At 62.5% G+C, this 16,353-nt stretch carries 16 protein-coding genes; 10 read left to right on the top strand and 6 right to left on the bottom strand.

Annotated elements, in window-relative coordinates:
* Positions 1-205 precede the first annotated feature (205 nt).
* Positions 206-1,396, top strand: coding sequence for a M24 family metallopeptidase (locus CIT26_RS14710; RefSeq protein ID WP_095493272.1), 1,191 nt, complete (start codon positions 206-208; stop codon positions 1,394-1,396).
* Positions 1,397-1,497: 101 nt separating this feature from the next.
* Here CIT26_RS14710 and CIT26_RS14715 read toward each other — a convergent pair whose 3' ends face one another.
* The 3 genes from CIT26_RS14715 to CIT26_RS14725 are packed head-to-tail and all read right to left on the bottom strand — an operon-like array spanning position 1,498 to position 3,999.
* Positions 1,498-1,917 carry a cupin domain-containing protein gene (locus CIT26_RS14715; protein ID WP_095493273.1) on the bottom strand — a complete coding sequence of 140 codons (420 nt, stop codon included), beginning with the start codon at positions 1,915-1,917 and terminating at the stop codon, positions 1,498-1,500.
* Between the two features lie 4 nt (positions 1,918-1,921).
* Positions 1,922-2,791, bottom strand: a complete 870-nt coding sequence (locus tag CIT26_RS14720; protein ID WP_095493274.1) for a phosphoenolpyruvate hydrolase family protein — start codon at positions 2,789-2,791, stop codon at positions 1,922-1,924.
* Between the two features lie 11 nt (positions 2,792-2,802).
* Positions 2,803-3,999 (bottom strand): Tm-1-like ATP-binding domain-containing protein, encoded by a 1,197-nt coding sequence (locus tag CIT26_RS14725; RefSeq protein ID WP_095493275.1) that lies wholly within the window; start codon positions 3,997-3,999, stop codon positions 2,803-2,805.
* A gap of 112 nt (positions 4,000-4,111) precedes the next feature.
* On the opposite strand from CIT26_RS14725, the gene CIT26_RS14730 reads away from it, so the two are divergent.
* The 7 genes from CIT26_RS14730 (at position 4,112) to CIT26_RS14760 (ending at position 10,807) form a co-directional block, all read left to right on the top strand.
* Positions 4,112-4,795 carry a TetR/AcrR family transcriptional regulator gene (locus tag CIT26_RS14730; protein ID WP_095493276.1) on the top strand — a complete coding sequence of 228 codons (684 nt, stop codon included), beginning with the start codon at positions 4,112-4,114 and terminating at the stop codon, positions 4,793-4,795.
* Positions 4,796-5,153: 358 nt separating this feature from the next.
* The gene (locus CIT26_RS14735; protein ID WP_095493277.1) at positions 5,154-6,470 is read left to right on the top strand and encodes an ABC transporter substrate-binding protein; all 1,317 of its coding nucleotides are present in this window, start codon (positions 5,154-5,156) and stop codon (positions 6,468-6,470) included.
* Positions 6,471-6,543: 73 nt separating this feature from the next.
* On the top strand, positions 6,544-7,449 hold the full coding sequence (locus CIT26_RS14740) for a carbohydrate ABC transporter permease (protein WP_095493278.1): 906 nt from the start codon (positions 6,544-6,546) through the stop codon (positions 7,447-7,449).
* 1 nt (position 7,450) lies between these two features.
* Complete coding sequence (locus CIT26_RS14745; RefSeq protein ID WP_095493279.1) at positions 7,451-8,410, top strand: carbohydrate ABC transporter permease; 960 nt, start codon at positions 7,451-7,453, stop codon at positions 8,408-8,410.
* A complete protein-coding gene (locus CIT26_RS14750; RefSeq protein WP_095493280.1) occupies positions 8,407-8,616 on the top strand; it encodes a hypothetical protein in 210 nt (69 codons plus the stop codon). The genes CIT26_RS14745 and CIT26_RS14750 overlap by 4 nt, the downstream gene beginning before the upstream one ends.
* On the top strand, positions 8,613-9,722 hold the full coding sequence (locus CIT26_RS14755; RefSeq protein WP_095493281.1) for an ABC transporter ATP-binding protein: 1,110 nt from the start codon (positions 8,613-8,615) through the stop codon (positions 9,720-9,722). Before CIT26_RS14750 ends, CIT26_RS14755 begins: the two co-directional genes overlap by 4 nt.
* Positions 9,722-10,807, top strand: a complete 1,086-nt coding sequence (locus CIT26_RS14760; protein ID WP_095493282.1) for an ABC transporter ATP-binding protein — start codon at positions 9,722-9,724, stop codon at positions 10,805-10,807. Before CIT26_RS14755 ends, CIT26_RS14760 begins: the two co-directional genes overlap by 1 nt.
* A 51-nt stretch (positions 10,808-10,858) precedes the next feature.
* On the opposite strand, the gene CIT26_RS14765 is transcribed toward CIT26_RS14760, so the two are convergent.
* Positions 10,859-11,830: an AraC family transcriptional regulator gene (locus tag CIT26_RS14765; protein ID WP_095493283.1), complete on the bottom strand. Its 972-nt coding sequence runs from the start codon at positions 11,828-11,830 to the stop codon at positions 10,859-10,861.
* A gap of 92 nt (positions 11,831-11,922) precedes the next feature.
* Here CIT26_RS14765 and CIT26_RS14770 point away from each other — a divergent pair, with 92 nt between their 5' ends.
* A complete protein-coding gene (locus CIT26_RS14770; RefSeq protein WP_095493317.1) occupies positions 11,923-13,137 on the top strand; it encodes an MFS transporter in 1,215 nt (404 codons plus the stop codon).
* Between the two features lie 213 nt (positions 13,138-13,350).
* The gene (locus tag CIT26_RS14780; RefSeq protein WP_095493284.1) at positions 13,351-14,646 is read left to right on the top strand and encodes an amidase; all 1,296 of its coding nucleotides are present in this window, start codon (positions 13,351-13,353) and stop codon (positions 14,644-14,646) included.
* Positions 14,647-14,653: 7 nt separating this feature from the next.
* Here the strand turns inward: CIT26_RS14780 and CIT26_RS14785 are convergent, their stop codons facing one another.
* Together CIT26_RS14785 and CIT26_RS14790 are read right to left on the bottom strand one after the other, a co-directional pair.
* Positions 14,654-15,634, bottom strand: coding sequence for a hydroxyacid dehydrogenase (locus CIT26_RS14785; RefSeq protein WP_095493285.1), 981 nt, complete (start codon positions 15,632-15,634; stop codon positions 14,654-14,656).
* Position 15,635: 1 nt separating this feature from the next.
* Positions 15,636-16,352, bottom strand: coding sequence for a FadR/GntR family transcriptional regulator (locus CIT26_RS14790; RefSeq protein WP_095493286.1), 717 nt, complete (start codon positions 16,350-16,352; stop codon positions 15,636-15,638).
* Between the last annotated feature and the right edge of the window lies 1 nt (position 16,353).

Below are 16,353 nucleotides of genomic sequence, written 5' to 3' on the forward strand. Positions count from 1 at the left end.
AGGGTGATTATGAGCCTCGCCGAGGGTTTCGCCAGAGACGGATTTGGCGCATCCTCATGTGGCTTTGAAAATTTCGTCCGCTGGACCAGTTACAGGGAAGCGGTTCAATCCGACCTTATCTGGTAGGACCAGACTTATCTAGTAGGACCAGACTGGGCACCGCCGGCGATCCGAGCGGCCGGCCAGGGAATTCAGGGAGAGAAAGATGAACGTCGCCCCGGGTAAGAATGCCGTCAGCACCATCCCGTTCGACCACGCCAGAGTCGATCGGCTGATGGAGGAGGCCGGCATCGATGTGCTGCTCGCCACCTCCAAGCACAACACGCAATATCTGCTCGGCGGCTACAAGTTCATCTTCTTCGCCGCCATGGATGCGATCGGCCACAGCCGCTATCTGCCTATCGTCGTCTACGAGAAGGGTGGGCCGGACCACGCCGCCTATATCGGAAACCGCATGGAGGGCGCCGAGCACCAGAACAACCCGTTCTGGACGCCGACCTTGCACGCCGCCTGCTGGGGCACGCTCGACGCCGCCAATCTCGCGGTTGAGCACCTGACGAAAATCGGTAAGGGCGACGCCCGCATCGGCATCGAGCCGGCTTTCCTGCCGTCGGATGCCTACACGCTGATCCGCAAGGCGCTGCCGGACGCCAAGCTGATCGACGCGACTGATATGCTGGAGCGGATGCGGGCGATCAAGACGAAAGCTGAGCTGGAGAAGCTGCGCACCGCCTCCGAACTGATCACCGATTCCATGCTGGCAACCATTGCCTGGGCGCGTGAAGGCACGACCAAGACCGAGATCATCGAGCAACTCAGGCGCGAGGAGACCAACCGTGGCGCGCATTTCGAATATTGCCTGCTGACGCTGGGCGCCAGCCATAACCGCGCCGGCTCGCCGCAGGCATGGAAGAAGGGCGAGGTGATGTCGATCGATTCCGGCGGCAATTATCACGGCTATATCGGCGACCTCTGCCGCATGGGCATTCTGGGCGAGCCGGATGCCGAACTCGAGGATCTGTTGGCCGAAGTCGAGGCGGTGCAGCAGGCGGCCTTTTCCAAGGTGCGCGCCGGCACGCTGGGTGGTGAGATGATTTCCTACGCGGAAGGCGTGCTGAAGAAATCCAAGGTCGCCCCCTATACCGATTTCTTTGCCCACGGCATGGGGCTGATCACGCATGAAGCGCCGTTCCTGATGACTAACCATCCGGTGACCTATGAAGGCACCTATGCCGAAAAGCCGCTGGAGAAAAACATGGTGCTCTCGGTCGAGACGACGATGCTTCACCGGACGCGCGGCTTCATCAAGCTGGAGGACACCGTGGCGGTCACCGAGACCGGTTACGCTATGTTCGGCGATCGGGGCAGGGGCTGGAACAGGGGCGGGGTGGCTTAAAGCGCGTCGCGTTTGAATGGATTCAATGCGACGCGCTTTAAATTCTTGTTTTTGTGCATGTCGTTATCGCAAAACCGCTGCGCAGTTTTGCGCGACATGCATTAGCTGCCACCCGGCGGCAGCAGCCTGAAATCCGGCAGGTCGCGCAGCGCCAGTTCCGGCCCGGCCGGCGAATAGACGACGAAGAGCTGCATGGGCGCATCGCCGGTGTTCAGCGTCGAATGGAAGCGGCTTTCCGGCACATAAATGGTGCAACCCGGGCCGACCTTCTCAACGACCGGATTGCCGTTCTCGTCTTCGACCATCTGCTCGCCATTGCCTGATATGACGAAGATGATCTCTTCAGCACCCGGATGGTTGTGGCGCGTGTGACCCTTGCCGGACGGTAGGTCGACAACGCCGCCGGAAAAGCGCGTGGCGCCGTTCACCTCGGGAGCGACGGTCAGCGACAGTCTGCCCCAGTCGAAGCCGAAGGCGCTGACATCCTTCGGATACACGAACACCTTGCTCTTGTCGGTCATCGTCTCATCCCTTCTTTTTCTTGGCGATTGTCTTTTGCGCACCGCCAAGAGCAACAGCCTTGAAATCCGCGGTCTGCTTGGCGATCGCCGCTTCTGCCGGCAGCCGCTCCATGGAGCTGGCGCCGTAGAAGCCGTGCAGACCCTTGCACTGTTCGAGAATGTAGCGGGCGTCATCCGGCATCGAGATCGGCCCGCCATGGCAAAGCAGGATGACATCCTTGCGCACGACACGCGCCGCTTCAGCGATCGCGTCGATCTCCGTCACGCAGTCGTCGAGCGATTTGGCCGACGTCGCGCCAATCGAACCGCCGGTGGTCACCCCCATATGGGCGACGACGATGTCGGCGCCGGCCTTGGTCATGGCGCGCGCTTCATCGGGGTTGAACACATAGGGCGTGGTCAGGAGATCGAGCTCGTGTGCTGCGGCGATCATGTCGACCTCGAGCCCAAAGCCCATACCGGTTTCCTCGAAACTTTGCCGCATCTGGCCGTCGAACAGGCCGATGGTCGGAAAGTTCTGCACGCCGGAAAAACCTATCGTCTTCAGCTCGGCTAGCAGCAGCGGCATGATGACGAAAGGATCGGTGCCGTTGACGCCGGCCAGCACCGGCGTCTTCTTCACCACCGGCAGCACCTCATAGGCCATTTCCTTGACGATCTCGTTGGCGTTGCCATAGGCGAGCAGGCCGGCGGCCGAGCCGCGCCCGGCCATGCGGTAGCGGCCGGAATTGTAGATGATGATCAGGTCGATCCCGCCGGCCTCCTCGGCCTTGGCCGAAAGGCCGGTGCCGGCACCGCCGCCAACGATCGGCACGCCGCCGGCAATCATCTTGCGGAACTTTTCCAGAATCTTCTTGCGTGGTATCGCGGCCATGGCTTCGTCTCTCACTGTCTGGCGATGTCGAGGAAAGCCGTAACCGCAGCCTTAGCGAATTCGGGGTCGTTGATGTGCAGTGGCAGGCGCGTCACTCGGCGCGTGTTATCCGGCATGATCGTACGTTCGATAGCCTCGAAGAGTGCTGCATCGGCTTCAGGGTCGAAGAAGGCGCCGCCTTCGATGTCGAGCGCCGAGACGCCCTTTTCGGGAATGAGGAACCGGACCGGTCCCTCGCAAAGGCTCAGTCTTGCACCGATCCATTCGCCGATCTTGCGGCTTTCGTCAGGGGTCGTGCGCATCAGCGTCACATTGGGATTGTGCTCGTAAAACAGCCGCCCGCTATAGCGTTGTGGAACGGTCGGTGGCGCCCAGAAATTCACCATATCGAGCGCGCCGACCGAGCCGACATAGGGCAGTTTCGTGCGGGCGATCGCGCCGAAGCGGTCTTCCGTCGCCGGCAGAACGCCGCCAAACAGGAGGTCGCAGACTTCTGTCGTCGTGATGTCGATGACGCCGGACAGCAAGCCGCTGTCGGCCAGCTTCTCCATGCTGCGGCCTCCGGTCCCGGTGGCGTGGAAGACCATGCAGTCATAGGTCGAACGAAGCTGCTCGGCGATGGAAGTCACGCACGGCGTTGTGACGCCGAACATGGTGAGGCCGATCGACGGTCTGCCGTCGGGTGGCGGCGGCGGTTTTGCAGCCATGCCTGCTATCGCCTGGGCGGCATTGTGCAGCACGACACGAGACAGCCGGTTCAGGCCGGCCATATCGGTCACCGACGGCATCATGACGATGTCGGAGACATCGACGTAAGGTGCGGTGTCGCCCGAGGCGAGCGTCGAGATCATGATCTTGGGCAGGCCGAGCGGCAGCGCGCGCATGCCTGATGTGATGATCGAAGTGCCGCCACCACCGCCGATACCGATCACACCTGCTATATCGGTGCGCGATTGAACAAACCGGGTGAAAGCGATGGCCATTGCCGCCACCGCGGTGCCGCGGTCGTCGCTGCTCAGTACGGCACTGCTGCCACCGGGATGGTGGCCGGCGACCTCTTCGGCCGAGACATCGACCGGCACGGTTGCGTTGCGCGTTCCAACATCGATGCGGGCGACAGCAGCACCGGTGGCAGCGACCGCATCGGACAGAAAGGCGAGTTCCTCACCCTTGGTGTCGGCGGTGCCTACCACATAGACGCGCTTCATTGCGTTTCTCCGGTTCTAGGCGCGCTCGGCGTTGCCGCCTGCCGCTCTTTGCCCGGCCGTTCGGCATCGCGAAGGCCATTGCAATTTTTTGAGACGCGCGTATCGTATTGACATGAATGTCTCACGTCAACAAGCGGTGGTTTCCGACGATGCCGGTTCTGGAGCCGCGCGCGGACCGCGCGCGCGCACAAGGCGGTTGATGCTGGAGACGGCGACAAGGCTGATGCAGGCGGGCGCCACGCCCTCGGTCAGCGAGGTCGCCGAAGCGGCGGAAGTCTCCCGCGCGACCGCCTATCGGTATTTTCCAAGCCAGGCGGCGCTGGTCCAGGCGGTGGTCGACGAAGGCCTCGGGCCGATCCTCACCTGGAAATCAGCCTCGACCGATCCCGAGCGGCGGGTCGCCGAACTGTTCGATACGGCCATGCCGCGGATCGAAGCCTTCGAGGCGACCTTCAAGGCGGCGCTGAAGCTGTCGCTCGACCAGTGGGCGCGGCAGCAGGCAGGCACGCTAGGCGGCGAGCCGGCCTTCACGCGCGGCCATCGCGTCGATCTGCTCAAGGACGCGATCGCACCGCTCAAGAACCGGCTGCCGCCACGCGAATTCAAGCGCCTGGCGCAGGCCCTGTCGTTGATCTTCGGCGTCGAAGTGCTCATCATACTGAAGGATATATGGGGGCTGGACAGCCGCAAGATGATGTCGGTAGCGCAATGGGCAGCCGGCGCCCTGGTACGGGCTGCAGTGATGGAATCGATAACCGAAGGAGGCAGAAGCGCGCCGGCGACAGCTGCGGAATAGTATCGATCTGGTTCGACCAGATGGGGATGCCGATTACTGACAATAGTCGACGTGCCGTAGCGCGAACAAGGCCCCTGCGTATCAAGGAGTAGGAAAATTTAAGAAAAACAGACAGATGTTGCTGGAATCCGCTTGTCTGAGGCCCTGCCATCGTCCAAGAAAGAGCTTGACGTGCGTCCGAAATTGGTAATACCAGATCAGGACAATATAGCGGATTAAACGTGAGGGCTGCGATCCATTCCGGCTGGGCGAGGAGGCTCAAAAACCGGAACGGTGCCATCATGGGAGGAACTACCAGGGCCGGCCTCGCCGCCGGCTCGCATGATACGGTAGAATGCGCACAAGGGAGGAAATCATTATGCGCAAGACAATGACCAGTATGCTTGCTGGTATCGGCTTAGTGCTCGCCTGCGGAACGTCCGTCTACGCGCAGGATAAGGAACTCACCATATTCTGGGCTGAATGGGATCCGGCGAACTATTTGCAGGAACTCGTCAATCTTTACGAGGCCGAGAGCGGCGTGAAGGTCACGGTCGAAACCACGCCTTGGTCCGACTTCCAGACCAAGGCATTCACCGAGTTCAACGCCAAGGGCAGCGCCTACGACATGGTCGTCGGCGATTCCCAGTGGATCGGCGCGGCCTCCGAGGCCGGTCACTACGTCGACCTCACCGACTTCTTCAACAAGCACAATCTGAAGGAAGTGATGGCGCCGGCGACGGTGAAATACTACGCCGAATATCCGTCGAACTCCGGCAAATACTGGTCGATCCCGGCCGAGGGTGACGCGGTCGGCTGGTCCTATCGCAAGGACTGGTTCGAAGACCCGAAGGAGATGGAAGCATTCAAGGCCAAGTATGGCTACGATCTCGGCGTGCCGAAGGACTGGAAGCAGCTGCGCGACATCGCCGAATTCTTCCACCGTCCCGACGAGAAGCGCTACGGCGTCGCCATCTACACCGACAATTCGTATGACGCTCTGGTGATGGGCGTCGAGAACGCCATCTTCTCCTTCGGCGGCGAACTCGGCGACTATGCCACCTACAAGGTCGACGGGATCATCAACTCTGAGCAGAACGTCAAGGCGCTCGAGGCCTACAAGGAGCTCTATTCCTTCACCCCTCCTGGTTGGGCCAAGAGCTTCTTCATCGAGGACAACCAGGCGATCACCGAGAACCTGGCGGCGATGAGCATGAACTACTTCGCCTTTTTCCCAGCGCTCATCAACGAAGCCTCGAACCCGAATGCCAAGGCCACCGGCTTCTTCGCCAACCCTCCAGGACCGAACGGCGATCAGTTCGCCGCGCTCGGCGGCCAGGGCATCTCCGTCATCTCCTATTCCCAGAATCAGGAAGAGGCGATGAAGTTCCTGGAATGGTTCATCAAGGACGAGACGCAGAAGAAATGGGCGGAACTCGGCGGTTACACGGCAAGTGCCAAGGTGCTCGAGTCGCCTGAATTCCAGAACGCCACGCCTTACAACAAGGCCTTCTACGAAACTATGTTCAAGGTGAAGGACTTCTGGGCGACGCCGGAATATGCCGAGCTGCTCATCCAGATGAACCAACGCGTCTATCCGTACATCACCGGCAATCAGGGCACGGCCAAGGAAGTGCTCGATTCGCTCGCCGCGGACTGGAACGCGACATTCAAGAAATACAACCGCGTGAAGTAAACGGCACTAACGCTCGGAGGGGGCGGGAGCCCGCCCCTTCCGTTTTCTTTTCCGGACAAGGAAGGAACGGGCCTTGGCCACTGCAGTCTTGACCACCCTGGATCCCAACTCGCGCTCCGCCGCCCGCGGCATGAGCGACCTCACGATCCGCAATCTCTTCATCATTCCGACGATCGTTTTCCTGATCGTCTTCAACATCTTTCCACTGATCTATTCGCTCGGCTATTCGTTCACCGACTTTCGCGCGTCGAGCCCCGCGGCGGCCAATTTCGTCGGACTGCAGAATTACCGCGAGCTGCTCAACGACCCGTTCATCTGGTCGAATTTCGCCATCACCGCCAAGTATGTCATCGTCTCCGTAGTCGGCCAGGTCATCGTCGGCTTCGGCGTGGCGCTGCTGCTCAACCGCGATATCCCGTTGAAGGGCCTGCTGACGACATTGCTGCTGTTGCCGATGATGCTGTCGATGGCCGTCGTCGGCCTGTTCTGGAAACTGCTCTACGATCCGTCTTTCGGCATCATCAACTATACGCTCGGCCTCGGCTCCTTCGAGTGGCTGTCCAACCCCGACATGGCGCTCTACGCGGTTGCCATCACCGACATCTGGATGTGGTCGCCCTTCGTGATGCTGCTGTCGCTCGCCGGCCTGTCGGCAGTGCCGAAGCACCTCTACGAGGCGGCCGCGATCGACCGCGCCGGCTCGTTCTATACCTTTTTTCGCATTACGCTGCCCTTGGTCGCGCCGATCCTGATGATCGCGATCATCTTTCGCACCATGGAGGCGTTCAAGACTTTCGATCTTGCCTACATCCTGACCAGCCAGCCGACCACCGAGGTGATCTCGATTCGGCTCTACAAGATGGCGTTCCAGGAATGGCAGACCGGGCGTTCCTGCGCGCTCGCCTACATCGTGCTGATCATGATCCTGGCGATCACCAACATCTACGTCAAATACCTGAACAAGGTGAAGGAGCGCTAGCATGGCCGCTGTCACCACCTCTGCCGAGCGTTCGCTCAACAAGCTCGCCATCGTCGGCGTGCTGATCGTCACGATGATCTTCCTGGCGCCGATCTACTGGATAGCCTCGACGGCGTTCAAGCCGCGCAATCTCGCCACCACCATCCCGCCGACGGTGGTCTTCCAGCCGGAGATATCGCCCTTCGTCAAGCTGTTCACCAAGCGGTCGCAGTTGCGCACTGCGCCGACGCCGGAACAATACGCCGCCGCCCCGTGGTGGGAGCGGCTGGTGTTTGACGGCGGCGAGAAGGTGGTGCGCTCGGGCAGGGGCGAGGTGCAGTGGTCCGGCTATCCGAGCCGCTTCATGAATTCGCTGATCGTGGCCATCACCTCGACGATCCTCGCCGTCGGCATGGGCACCTTCACGGCTTACGGGTTCTCGCGCTTCAAGATAAAGGGGGAACAGGACCTGCTCTTCTTCATCCTGTCGACGCGCATGCTGCCGCCAGTGGTGGTGGCGATCCCGATGTTTCTGATGTACCGGGTCGTCGGCCTCAACGACACGCATTGGGGCCTGATCATCCTCTACACCGCCTTCAATCTCAGCTTCTCCGTATGGCTGATGAAGGGGTTCATGGACGAAATTCCGAAGGAGTACGAGGAGGCGGCCCTCGTCGACGGTTATACGCGCATGGAGGCCTTCTTCAAGATCGTGCTGCCGGAGGCGGCCACCGGCATCGCCGCCACCGCCGTGTTCTGCTTCATCACCGCGTGGAATGAATATGCGTTCGCGCTGATCATGACCAACCGACGCGCCCAAACGGCGCCGCCGTTCATTCCAAGCCAGGTCGGTTCCGGGTTGCCCGACTGGACGGTCATCGCGGCCGGCACCTTCCTGTTCCTGCTGCCTGTCGCCATCTTCACCTTCCTGTTGCGCAACCACCTCCTGCGCGGCATGTCCTTCGGAGCGATTCGCAAATGATCCGCCATGCTACAATCCAGCGCACGGCCGAGATCGTGATGGTGTGCGGCATCATCGCGCTCTGCCAGCCGTGGAATCTCTTCCTGCACCGCTACGGGCTGACGATCATCATCGTCGGGCTGCTGACGTTCATGATCACCGGCTGGGTCGGTCCAAGGCAGAAGCCGCAGGCGACCGGCGCGCCGGAAAAAGAAGGTCACGCATGACCCAGATCGAGCTTCGTGGCGTCCAGAAATTCTTTGGCGCCGTTCAGGTCATCAAGGACCTCAACCTCAAGATCGACGACAACGAGTTCATCGTGCTGCTCGGACAGTCGGGCTGCGGCAAGACGACGACGCTTCGCGCCATCGCCGGGCTGGAGACGATCGACGGCGGCGACGTCCTCATCGACGGCAAGCCGGTCCAGCATCTCAAGGCTGCCGACCGCGACATCGCCATGGTGTTCCAATCGTTCTCGCTCTATCCGCACATGAGCGTCTACGAGAACATCGCTTTTCCGTTGCGCGCCATGCGCAAGAGCAAGGCGGAGATCGACGGCGAGGTGCGCTCGGTCGCCAAAGTGCTGCAGATCACCGACCTGCTCGGCAAGAAGCCGTCGGCGCTGTCGGGTGGCGACATGCAGCGCGTGGCGATCGGCCGGGCGCTGGTGCGGCGGCCGAAGGCGATGCTGATGGACGAGCCGATCGGCGCGCTCGACGCCAAGCTGCGCGAGGAGATGCGCGCCGAGATCAAGCGGCTGCACATCAAGCAGGGCTCGACCACCATCTACGTCACCCACGACCAGATCGAGGCGATGAGCCTTGCCGACCGCATCGTCATTATGCATGAGGGCGTTCTGCAACAGGTAGGCAGCCCAACGGAAGTGTATACGCACCCGGCCAATTTGTTCGTCGCGCAATTCGTTGGCTCGCCTGTGATGAACGTCGCCAACGCGGCGGTGACGATGAACGGCTCCGGCGCCAGGGTCACCGTCGACGGGGCCGCGGAAGGGTTCCTTTTCCCGGCCGAACTGGTCGGCCAGCTCGACGCCGCGAACGTCGAACAGGACCGCCTTGCGCTCGGCATCCGCCCCGAAGGAGTGATGGTCTCGCGCGAGCCGGCGGACGGTTATCTGCCGGTCGAGGCGCACATCATCGAACCGCTTGGCTCCTACGATATCGTCGACCTCAAGGTCGGGGCACAGATGTTGCGCGCCCGCACCCGTTCCGGTTTCGTCGGCAAGCCGGGGGTTCAGGTCTTCGCCAAGCTCGACCCGGCGCAGGCGCACTTCTTCGACACGACAAGCGGCGCTTCGCTGGGGGTGAGACTCTGATGGCCCATATCCAGCTCAAGAATATCTCGAAGACATTCGGCAATCACACCGCATTGACCGGGCTCAATCTCGACATTGCCGACGGCGAGTTCTTCGTGCTGCTCGGCGAGACCGGCGCCGGCAAGACGACGACGCTGCGCATGATCGCCGGCCTGGAAAAGCCGGACGAGGGGCAGATATTCATCGACGGCGCTGATGTCGCTGACTGGGGTGCGGCCGAGCGCGACGTGGCGCTAGTTCTGCAGCAATACTCGCTTTATCCGCGCTACACGGTGCGCGAGAATCTCGAATTCCCGTTGAAGCCAAAAATCCGCCGCATCGAGCCCGACGAGATCAAGACGCGCGTCGACCGCGTTGCCAGGACCTTGCGCATCGAGCATCTGCTCGACCGCAAGACGGATCGCCTCTCTGGCGGCGAGATGCAGCGCGTCTCGATTGGTCGCGCCATCGTCAGGAAGCCCCGCGTATTCCTGATGGATGAGCCCCTTTCGGCGCTCGATGCCAAGCTGCGCGAGGCGCTGCGCACCGAGCTGAAGAACATCCAAATGAACCTTGGTCAGACCTTCCTGTTCGTGACGCACGACCAGATCGAGGCGATGTCGATGGGCGACAAGGTTGGCGTGCTCAACCATGGCCGCATCGTCCAGACCGGCACGCCGTATGAGATCTACAACAATCCGCGCGACACTTACGTGGCGAGCTTCGTCGGCTCGCCGCCGATGAACCTCATCGACGGCAAGCTCGTCAACGGCCGCGCGGTGATGGCACCGCTGAATTTCGAACTGCCTTTTGCGGGGGGTGCCAAGACGAGCGGTGCGACCGACGGTCGCCCGCTCGTCTTCGGTATTCGCCCCGAGGATGTCTATCTCGAGAGCGGTGCGCCAGTGGAAGCGCGCGTCCACGATGTCGAGAACCATGGCGTCGAAAAGATCCTTACGCTGCGGATCGGCGACGCCATGCTGCGGGCCACGGTGCCGGCCAGAACCGATGTCGAGATCGAGCAACCGGTGCGCTTTGCCTGGGATCCGGACAAGGTGGTGCTGTTCGACAAGGGTAGCGGAATAAGCCTTCGTCACGCGGGCTAGCCGCGCCTGTTGGGCGGGAGGATGCCAAGCGCTTGAAGCCTCTGGCCAGGCTTAGCCGGCTTGACGGGTTTCAGCCTGTTCCTCGGCTCGGAAATGGCTGGGAGCCGATCCGATGACGCGCTTGAACGCCCGACTGAAGGACGCGTCGGATTCATAACCCAGGCGCGCGGCGACGACGGAAATCTTCAGCCGGTCGCGGACCAGCCATTGCCGTGCCTGGTGCATTCTCACCTGGGTGACATATTTCGCCGGCGTTTCGCCGACTATCGTCGCGAAGCGTTCCGCGAAACCCGATCGCGAGGCGCCCATCATCCTGGCGAGCGTTTCCACCGTCCAGTCGCGGTTCGGTTCGAGGTGGATCGCGGCCAGCACGCGGCCGATCTCACGGTCTCTCACCGCCGCGATCCATCCGGACGAGTCGCCGCAGCCGCGCTCGACCCATGAGCGGATGACGGTGGCGGCCAGCACATCGGCAAGCCGTGCGAGGATGCCGCCGGATCCGACGCGCTCCATCGTCACTTCGCGCGCCATGGCCTCCAGCAGATGCGGGATGCCGGGTTCATAGGCTTCCAACTCGTGCGCGCGCATGACGTCCGGCATCATGCCGAGCAATGGGTGCAAACCGTCGAGATTGAAATACATGCTGCCGAAAAACAGCAGCGTCCCCGGCCGGCGACCTTCATTGGACATGCAGTAAACGTCCTTGCAGACCTCGGCGACCTTGTAGCCCTGGATCGGTGAAGCCTCAGTGCCCGGCTCGCTAGCCAGGACGTGTGCCGCACCGCGCGGCAGCAGCACCGCGTCGCCCGCCTTGAGCTCCACCCATTCGCCGGAGGGCTGCAGCAGCCAGCATCCTTTGCGGCCGATGAAATGAAACCGCGCCGCCGTCTGGGCCGGAAACTGGAGGCCCCAGGGCTCCTGCATTTCACAGCGTCCGTATTCGACACCGTCGAGCCGTAACCCGCGCAATATGTCTGTCAGCGGATCGCCGGTGATCGGAACTTTGGACGAATAGTCAAGCATGATGGGGTTTCTAGCATGGAAACTCCAGGCGGTCACTCCCTATGTTGCACTGCAGCCAAATGTTGCGCTGCAACCAGATCGGAGATCCCATCATGACCGAACCCGCGACAGGCGTCATGGACGCCGTTCTCGATCCCGCGGAAACCGACGAACGAGCCGAGCCGGCGTGGGGGGCGGTCATATCCCTCGCGCTCGGTGTGTTTGGGCTGGTGACCGCAGAATTCCTGCCTGCCAGCCTGCTGACGCCGCTGGCGCAGGACCTCGGTGTGACGGAAGGCACTGCCGGCCAAGCGGTGACAGCGACGGCCGTTGTCGGCGCGATAGCCGCTCCGACCATGGCTATCATCACCAAACGGCTGGACCGCAGGGTGGTCATGTGGGGGCTGACGGTGCTCCTGATCCTGTCGAACCTGGTGGCGGCGTTTGCGTCCTCGCTTCCCGTTCTTCTGATCGCCCGCATCATGCTCGGGATCAGCCTCGGCGGCTTCTGGTCGATGTCGGCAGCCATGGCGATGCGGCTTGTTCCGATGCGGCTGATGCCGCGCGCCATGTCGATCATTCTCACCGGCGTTTCGGTGGCGACCGTCTGCGCCGCCCCGGTCGGCGCCTATGTCGGCGACATCTGGGGATGGCGAACGGCCTTCATGATCGCGGCTGTTGTCGGCGCCCTAGCGCTGCTGGTGCAGATCGCCACCCTTCCGAAGCTGCCGCCGGCGGGCGTGGCAAGTGTTCGGACCTTGCTGGAGGTGATGAAGCGCCCAATGATCAGGGTTGCGCTTCTGGTGGTCCTGCTGGTCGCTTCGGGACACTTTGCCGGCTTCACCTATGTCCGCCCGTTTCTTGAGAAGGTGCCCGCGCTGGATATCGAGACGATCTCTCTGGTGCTGCTCGCCTTTGGCATCGGTGGCTTCTTCGGCAATTTTGCCGGTGGCTTCATCGCCGAACGCAGCCTCAAAACCGCCGTCGGCCTGGCGCCTCTGCTGATTGCTGTGGCGGCCGCCTTGCTGCTTACTCTCGGAGCCTCGCCAATCGTTGCGGCGATAGCGGTTGCCGCCTGGGGCTTTGCCTTCGGCGCGGTGCCCGTCGGGCTGCAAACCTGGCTGGTGCGAGCCGCTCCCGACCAGGCTGAAAGCGCCGGCGGGCTGATGGTCGCGACATTCCAGGTGGCCATTGCACTGGGCGCTGTTTTCGGCGGCCTGCTGGTCGATAATGCCGGCGTTGCCAGTGCTTTCGCCTATTGTGGGATCGCGACGTTGCTGGCGGCCTTGGCGGCGTTCTTGCTAGGCCCAAAGGCAGCCGAAAGGTGAGGGACAGTCAAACCGCGCGGCCGTCGAAGTCGAAAATCGGCACAGCGGCCAGATCGAGATCGTCTATGCAATGAATGTTGACGTAGGCGCTTCGTTCGCTCCCTTCGCTGACGACAGGGGTGCAAAAGTGCTTATGCCGGGTTATGTCTCTGCAGGCCACGCACCAGTCGTTGCCTGTAAGACGTTGCAGGCGTCCGGAGTCCGACACCGAAAATGCAATCTGTCCGCGACCGCCTCGAAGTCGTCCTTTCGCGTCTCGCCGTCCGCGCGGACAATGAAAGCGTATTCGTAAAACTCTATCCGGAAGCTGCACGGGCAGCAGCCGATGCCGCCGATACCAGGCGTAAGGCAGGCGTGAGGCTCGGGCCGCTCGACGGAGCGATCGTGTCGATCAAGGATCTGTTCGATGTCGCCGGCGAGCCGACCACAGCCGGTTCGTTGTTGCTCAGCACCGCGGCGCTGGCGCTGCAGGACGCCGTCATCGTGCGGCGGCTGCGGCAGGCGGGCGCGGTGATCTTCGGTAAGACCAACATGACTGAATTCGCCTTCACCGCGATCGGCGTCAATCCGCACTACGGCACGCCCGGCAATGCGACCGACGCCAGCCGGATTGCGGGCGGCTCATCCTCCGGCGCGGGTGTTTCCGTTGCCGAAGGCACGAGCGAGGCCTCGATCGGTTCCGACACCGGCGGTTCGGTGCGCATTCCGGCATCGCTGAACGGTGTCGTCGGCTTTAAGCCGACGGCGCGGCGCGTGCCGCGCGTTGGCGTTTTCCCGCTGTCCGACACACTCGACTCCATCGGCCCGCTTGCCCGCACCGTCGTCGAATGTGCCGCAGCCGACGCGGTGATGGCGGGCGAAGAACCGATGGCATTGTTGCCGCTTCCGCTGGACGGCCTGCGCATCGGCATTCCGCGCGGCGTGCTGTTCGACGATACGGAGGAAGAGGTCGCGGCGGCGTTCGACCGATTTGTTCGCAAGGTAGAGCTTGCGGGTGCACGCCTCGCCGATCTGCCCATCGATGATCTCCTTGCCGATTTGCGCGCGGTAACCAAGCGGGCGTCGATCGCGGCAATGGAGGGTGCCGAGGTCCATGCAGATTGGCTGGCAACAGGTGCGACGACGCCGGTCGATCCGCGGGTGAGCGAGCCGTTGTCGCGCGCCGCGGCCGTTCCCGCCACGGCCTACATAAGGGCGATCCGCCGCCGCACGGCGCTTGTCGCCGCCATGGACGAGCGGCTGGCGTCTGTCGATGTGCTGGCCCTGCCGACCACACCGGTCACCGCGCCGACCATCGTGTCGATGACCAGCGACGAAGCTCTATGTGAGCGTACGGAAGGCCTTCTGCTGCGCAACACGCAGGTCGCCAACCAGTTCGACCTCTGCGCGATCTCGCTGCCGATGCCGGAAATGGCGCGCCCGGCCGGGCTGATGCTGGTGGCGCGCAACGGCCATGACCACCGTCTCCTGCGCATCGCCGCGGAAGTCGAGGCACTGCTTGGCCGTTGAGGTGCCGTCAGGCGTCGGCCGGAAACCGCCGCCGGTAGTGCTCGACCACTTCGGGATTGCGCAGATTGACCGGCAATTTGTTAGCCAGCACCCGCAAGGTTTCATCAGCCGAACCGACGCCCATGCGCATCATCGACTGCTCGGTGATGCCTGCCATGTGCGGCGTGACGATGACATTGTCGAAGCCGAAATAGAGGTGATTGGGCGGCAGCGGCTGCGTCGCAAAGACATCGAGCGCGGCACCGCCGATACGGTCCTTTTGCAGCGCTTCGATCAGCGCGTCGTCGTCGATCACCGGCCCGCGCGAAATATTGATCAGCAGCGCATGCGGCTTCATTCGGCCGATGCGCTCGCGGTTGATCAGGCCGCGCGTCTCCGGTGTCAGCGGACAGCACAGAACGATGATGTCGCTCTGCTCGACCAGTGCGTCGATCGACAGGAAGCCGACCCTGTCCGGCGCCGGCCTCATGCTGCGCGTCGTCGCCATCACGTTCAGGTCGAAACCATGCGCCGCGATATGGCCGACTGCCTGTCCAATGGCGCCGAAGCCGACAATGCCGATCGTCTTGCCGGCGAGCTCGCTGGCGAGAATGGTGTGGTCGCGGCCGGCCAGCCAGCCCTTCGCCCGCAAGTCACGGTCTACCATGCGGAAACGCCGAAGCAGCGCCAAGGCCGCGAACATCACGTATTCGGCCACCGACCGTGCATTGACCGCCGGCACGTTTGCGACCAGGACGCCGGCTGCAGTGGCCGCTTCCATGGGGACCATGTCGAGCCCGGCGCCGTGGCGGATTGCGGCCCGGAGCTTCGTAGCGCCTTCGAAAAGCGCTGATGGCAGCGGGGCGCGAACGATGATGATATCGGCGTTCCTCGCCTCAGTCGCCAACGTGTCCGCATCGAGGGCGGAGGCGACGACGAGTTCACCGGCACCGGTCAGCATGGCGGAGGCGCGCGGGTGAAGCGTGTGTGTCGTCAGGATTTTAGGCATGTCAGACCTGTTCGAGCGCTGGACTGTGAGGTTCTGCCCCACCACCCTCGATCAGGCCTTTCCAGTAGCTTTCCGCACCTTGCAGATGGGCGCTCATCAGCGCCTGGGCGAGGTTGCCGTCGCGGCGCAGCAGCGCCTCGTAGATCTGGATGTGCTCGGCATGCGAGCGCACGCTGCGTTCGGGATCGTTGAAATAAATCGGCAGGCGTTGCTCGCCCATCATGTAATAGACGCTGCATATGTTGTGAAAGACGCTGTTCTTGGTCGCCCGCACGATCTCAAGGTGAAATTCGCGGTCCTCCTTGGCGAGACCCTCGCCCGCCGCAATGCGCTCTTCCGAAGCCTTCAGGATTTCGCGCAGCCGCTCGAAATTTTCCTCGGTGGCGCGCGAGCAGGCAAGCTCGGCGGCCTTGATCTCGTGGATCTTACGCAATTCGACCGTCTCGTAGATCTGGACCGGATCGAGCGGCAGGCCGGCCCTGGCAAAAAGCGCCATCGCCTCGACGCTGGCCTGCTTGGTGTCGATGTAGATGCCGGACTTGGCCCGGCGCTCGACGATGCGCATGGCTTCGAGGATAGCCAGCGCCTCGCGGATCTGGCCGCGGCTTACGCCGAAATGCTCCGCCAGTTCACGCTCCGACGGTGTTCGGCCCGTCGCCTTGTCGGAGTGGGAGAACAGATAGGCGGCGAGTTCCGCGAGAAGGTTCTTTTCTTTCATG

It is taken from the genome of Mesorhizobium temperatum, assembly GCF_002284575.1.
Classification (GTDB): Bacteria; Pseudomonadota; Alphaproteobacteria; order Rhizobiales; family Rhizobiaceae; genus Mesorhizobium; species Mesorhizobium temperatum.

Bases quoted from the DNA above. Each gene is read 5' to 3' on its own strand.
- CIT26_RS14715 (WP_095493273.1), bottom strand. From the start codon at position 1,917: ATGACCGACAAGAGCAAGGTGTTCGTGTATCCGAAGGATGTCAGCGCC.
- CIT26_RS14720 (WP_095493274.1), bottom strand. From the start codon at position 2,791: ATGGCCGCGATACCACGCAAGAAGATTCTGGAAAAGTTCCGCAAGATG.
- CIT26_RS14790 (WP_095493286.1), bottom strand. From the start codon at position 16,352: ATGAAAGAAAAGAACCTTCTCGCGGAACTCGCCGCCTATCTGTTCTCC.
- CIT26_RS14765 (WP_095493283.1), bottom strand. From the start codon at position 11,830: ATGCTTGACTATTCGTCCAAAGTTCCGATCACCGGCGATCCGCTGACA.
- CIT26_RS14760 (WP_095493282.1), top strand. From the start codon at position 9,722: ATGGCCCATATCCAGCTCAAGAATATCTCGAAGACATTCGGCAATCAC.
- CIT26_RS14710 (WP_095493272.1), top strand. From the start codon at position 206: ATGAACGTCGCCCCGGGTAAGAATGCCGTCAGCACCATCCCGTTCGAC.
- CIT26_RS14770 (WP_095493317.1), top strand. From the start codon at position 11,923: ATGACCGAACCCGCGACAGGCGTCATGGACGCCGTTCTCGATCCCGCG.
- CIT26_RS14750 (WP_095493280.1), top strand. From the start codon at position 8,407: ATGATCCGCCATGCTACAATCCAGCGCACGGCCGAGATCGTGATGGTG.
- CIT26_RS14745 (WP_095493279.1), top strand. From the start codon at position 7,451: ATGGCCGCTGTCACCACCTCTGCCGAGCGTTCGCTCAACAAGCTCGCC.
- CIT26_RS14780 (WP_095493284.1), top strand. From the start codon at position 13,351: ATGCAATCTGTCCGCGACCGCCTCGAAGTCGTCCTTTCGCGTCTCGCC.
- CIT26_RS14735 (WP_095493277.1), top strand. From the start codon at position 5,154: ATGCGCAAGACAATGACCAGTATGCTTGCTGGTATCGGCTTAGTGCTC.
- CIT26_RS14730 (WP_095493276.1), top strand. From the start codon at position 4,112: ATGAATGTCTCACGTCAACAAGCGGTGGTTTCCGACGATGCCGGTTCT.
- CIT26_RS14755 (WP_095493281.1), top strand. From the start codon at position 8,613: ATGACCCAGATCGAGCTTCGTGGCGTCCAGAAATTCTTTGGCGCCGTT.
- CIT26_RS14785 (WP_095493285.1), bottom strand. From the start codon at position 15,634: ATGCCTAAAATCCTGACGACACACACGCTTCACCCGCGCGCCTCCGCC.
- CIT26_RS14725 (WP_095493275.1), bottom strand. From the start codon at position 3,999: ATGAAGCGCGTCTATGTGGTAGGCACCGCCGACACCAAGGGTGAGGAA.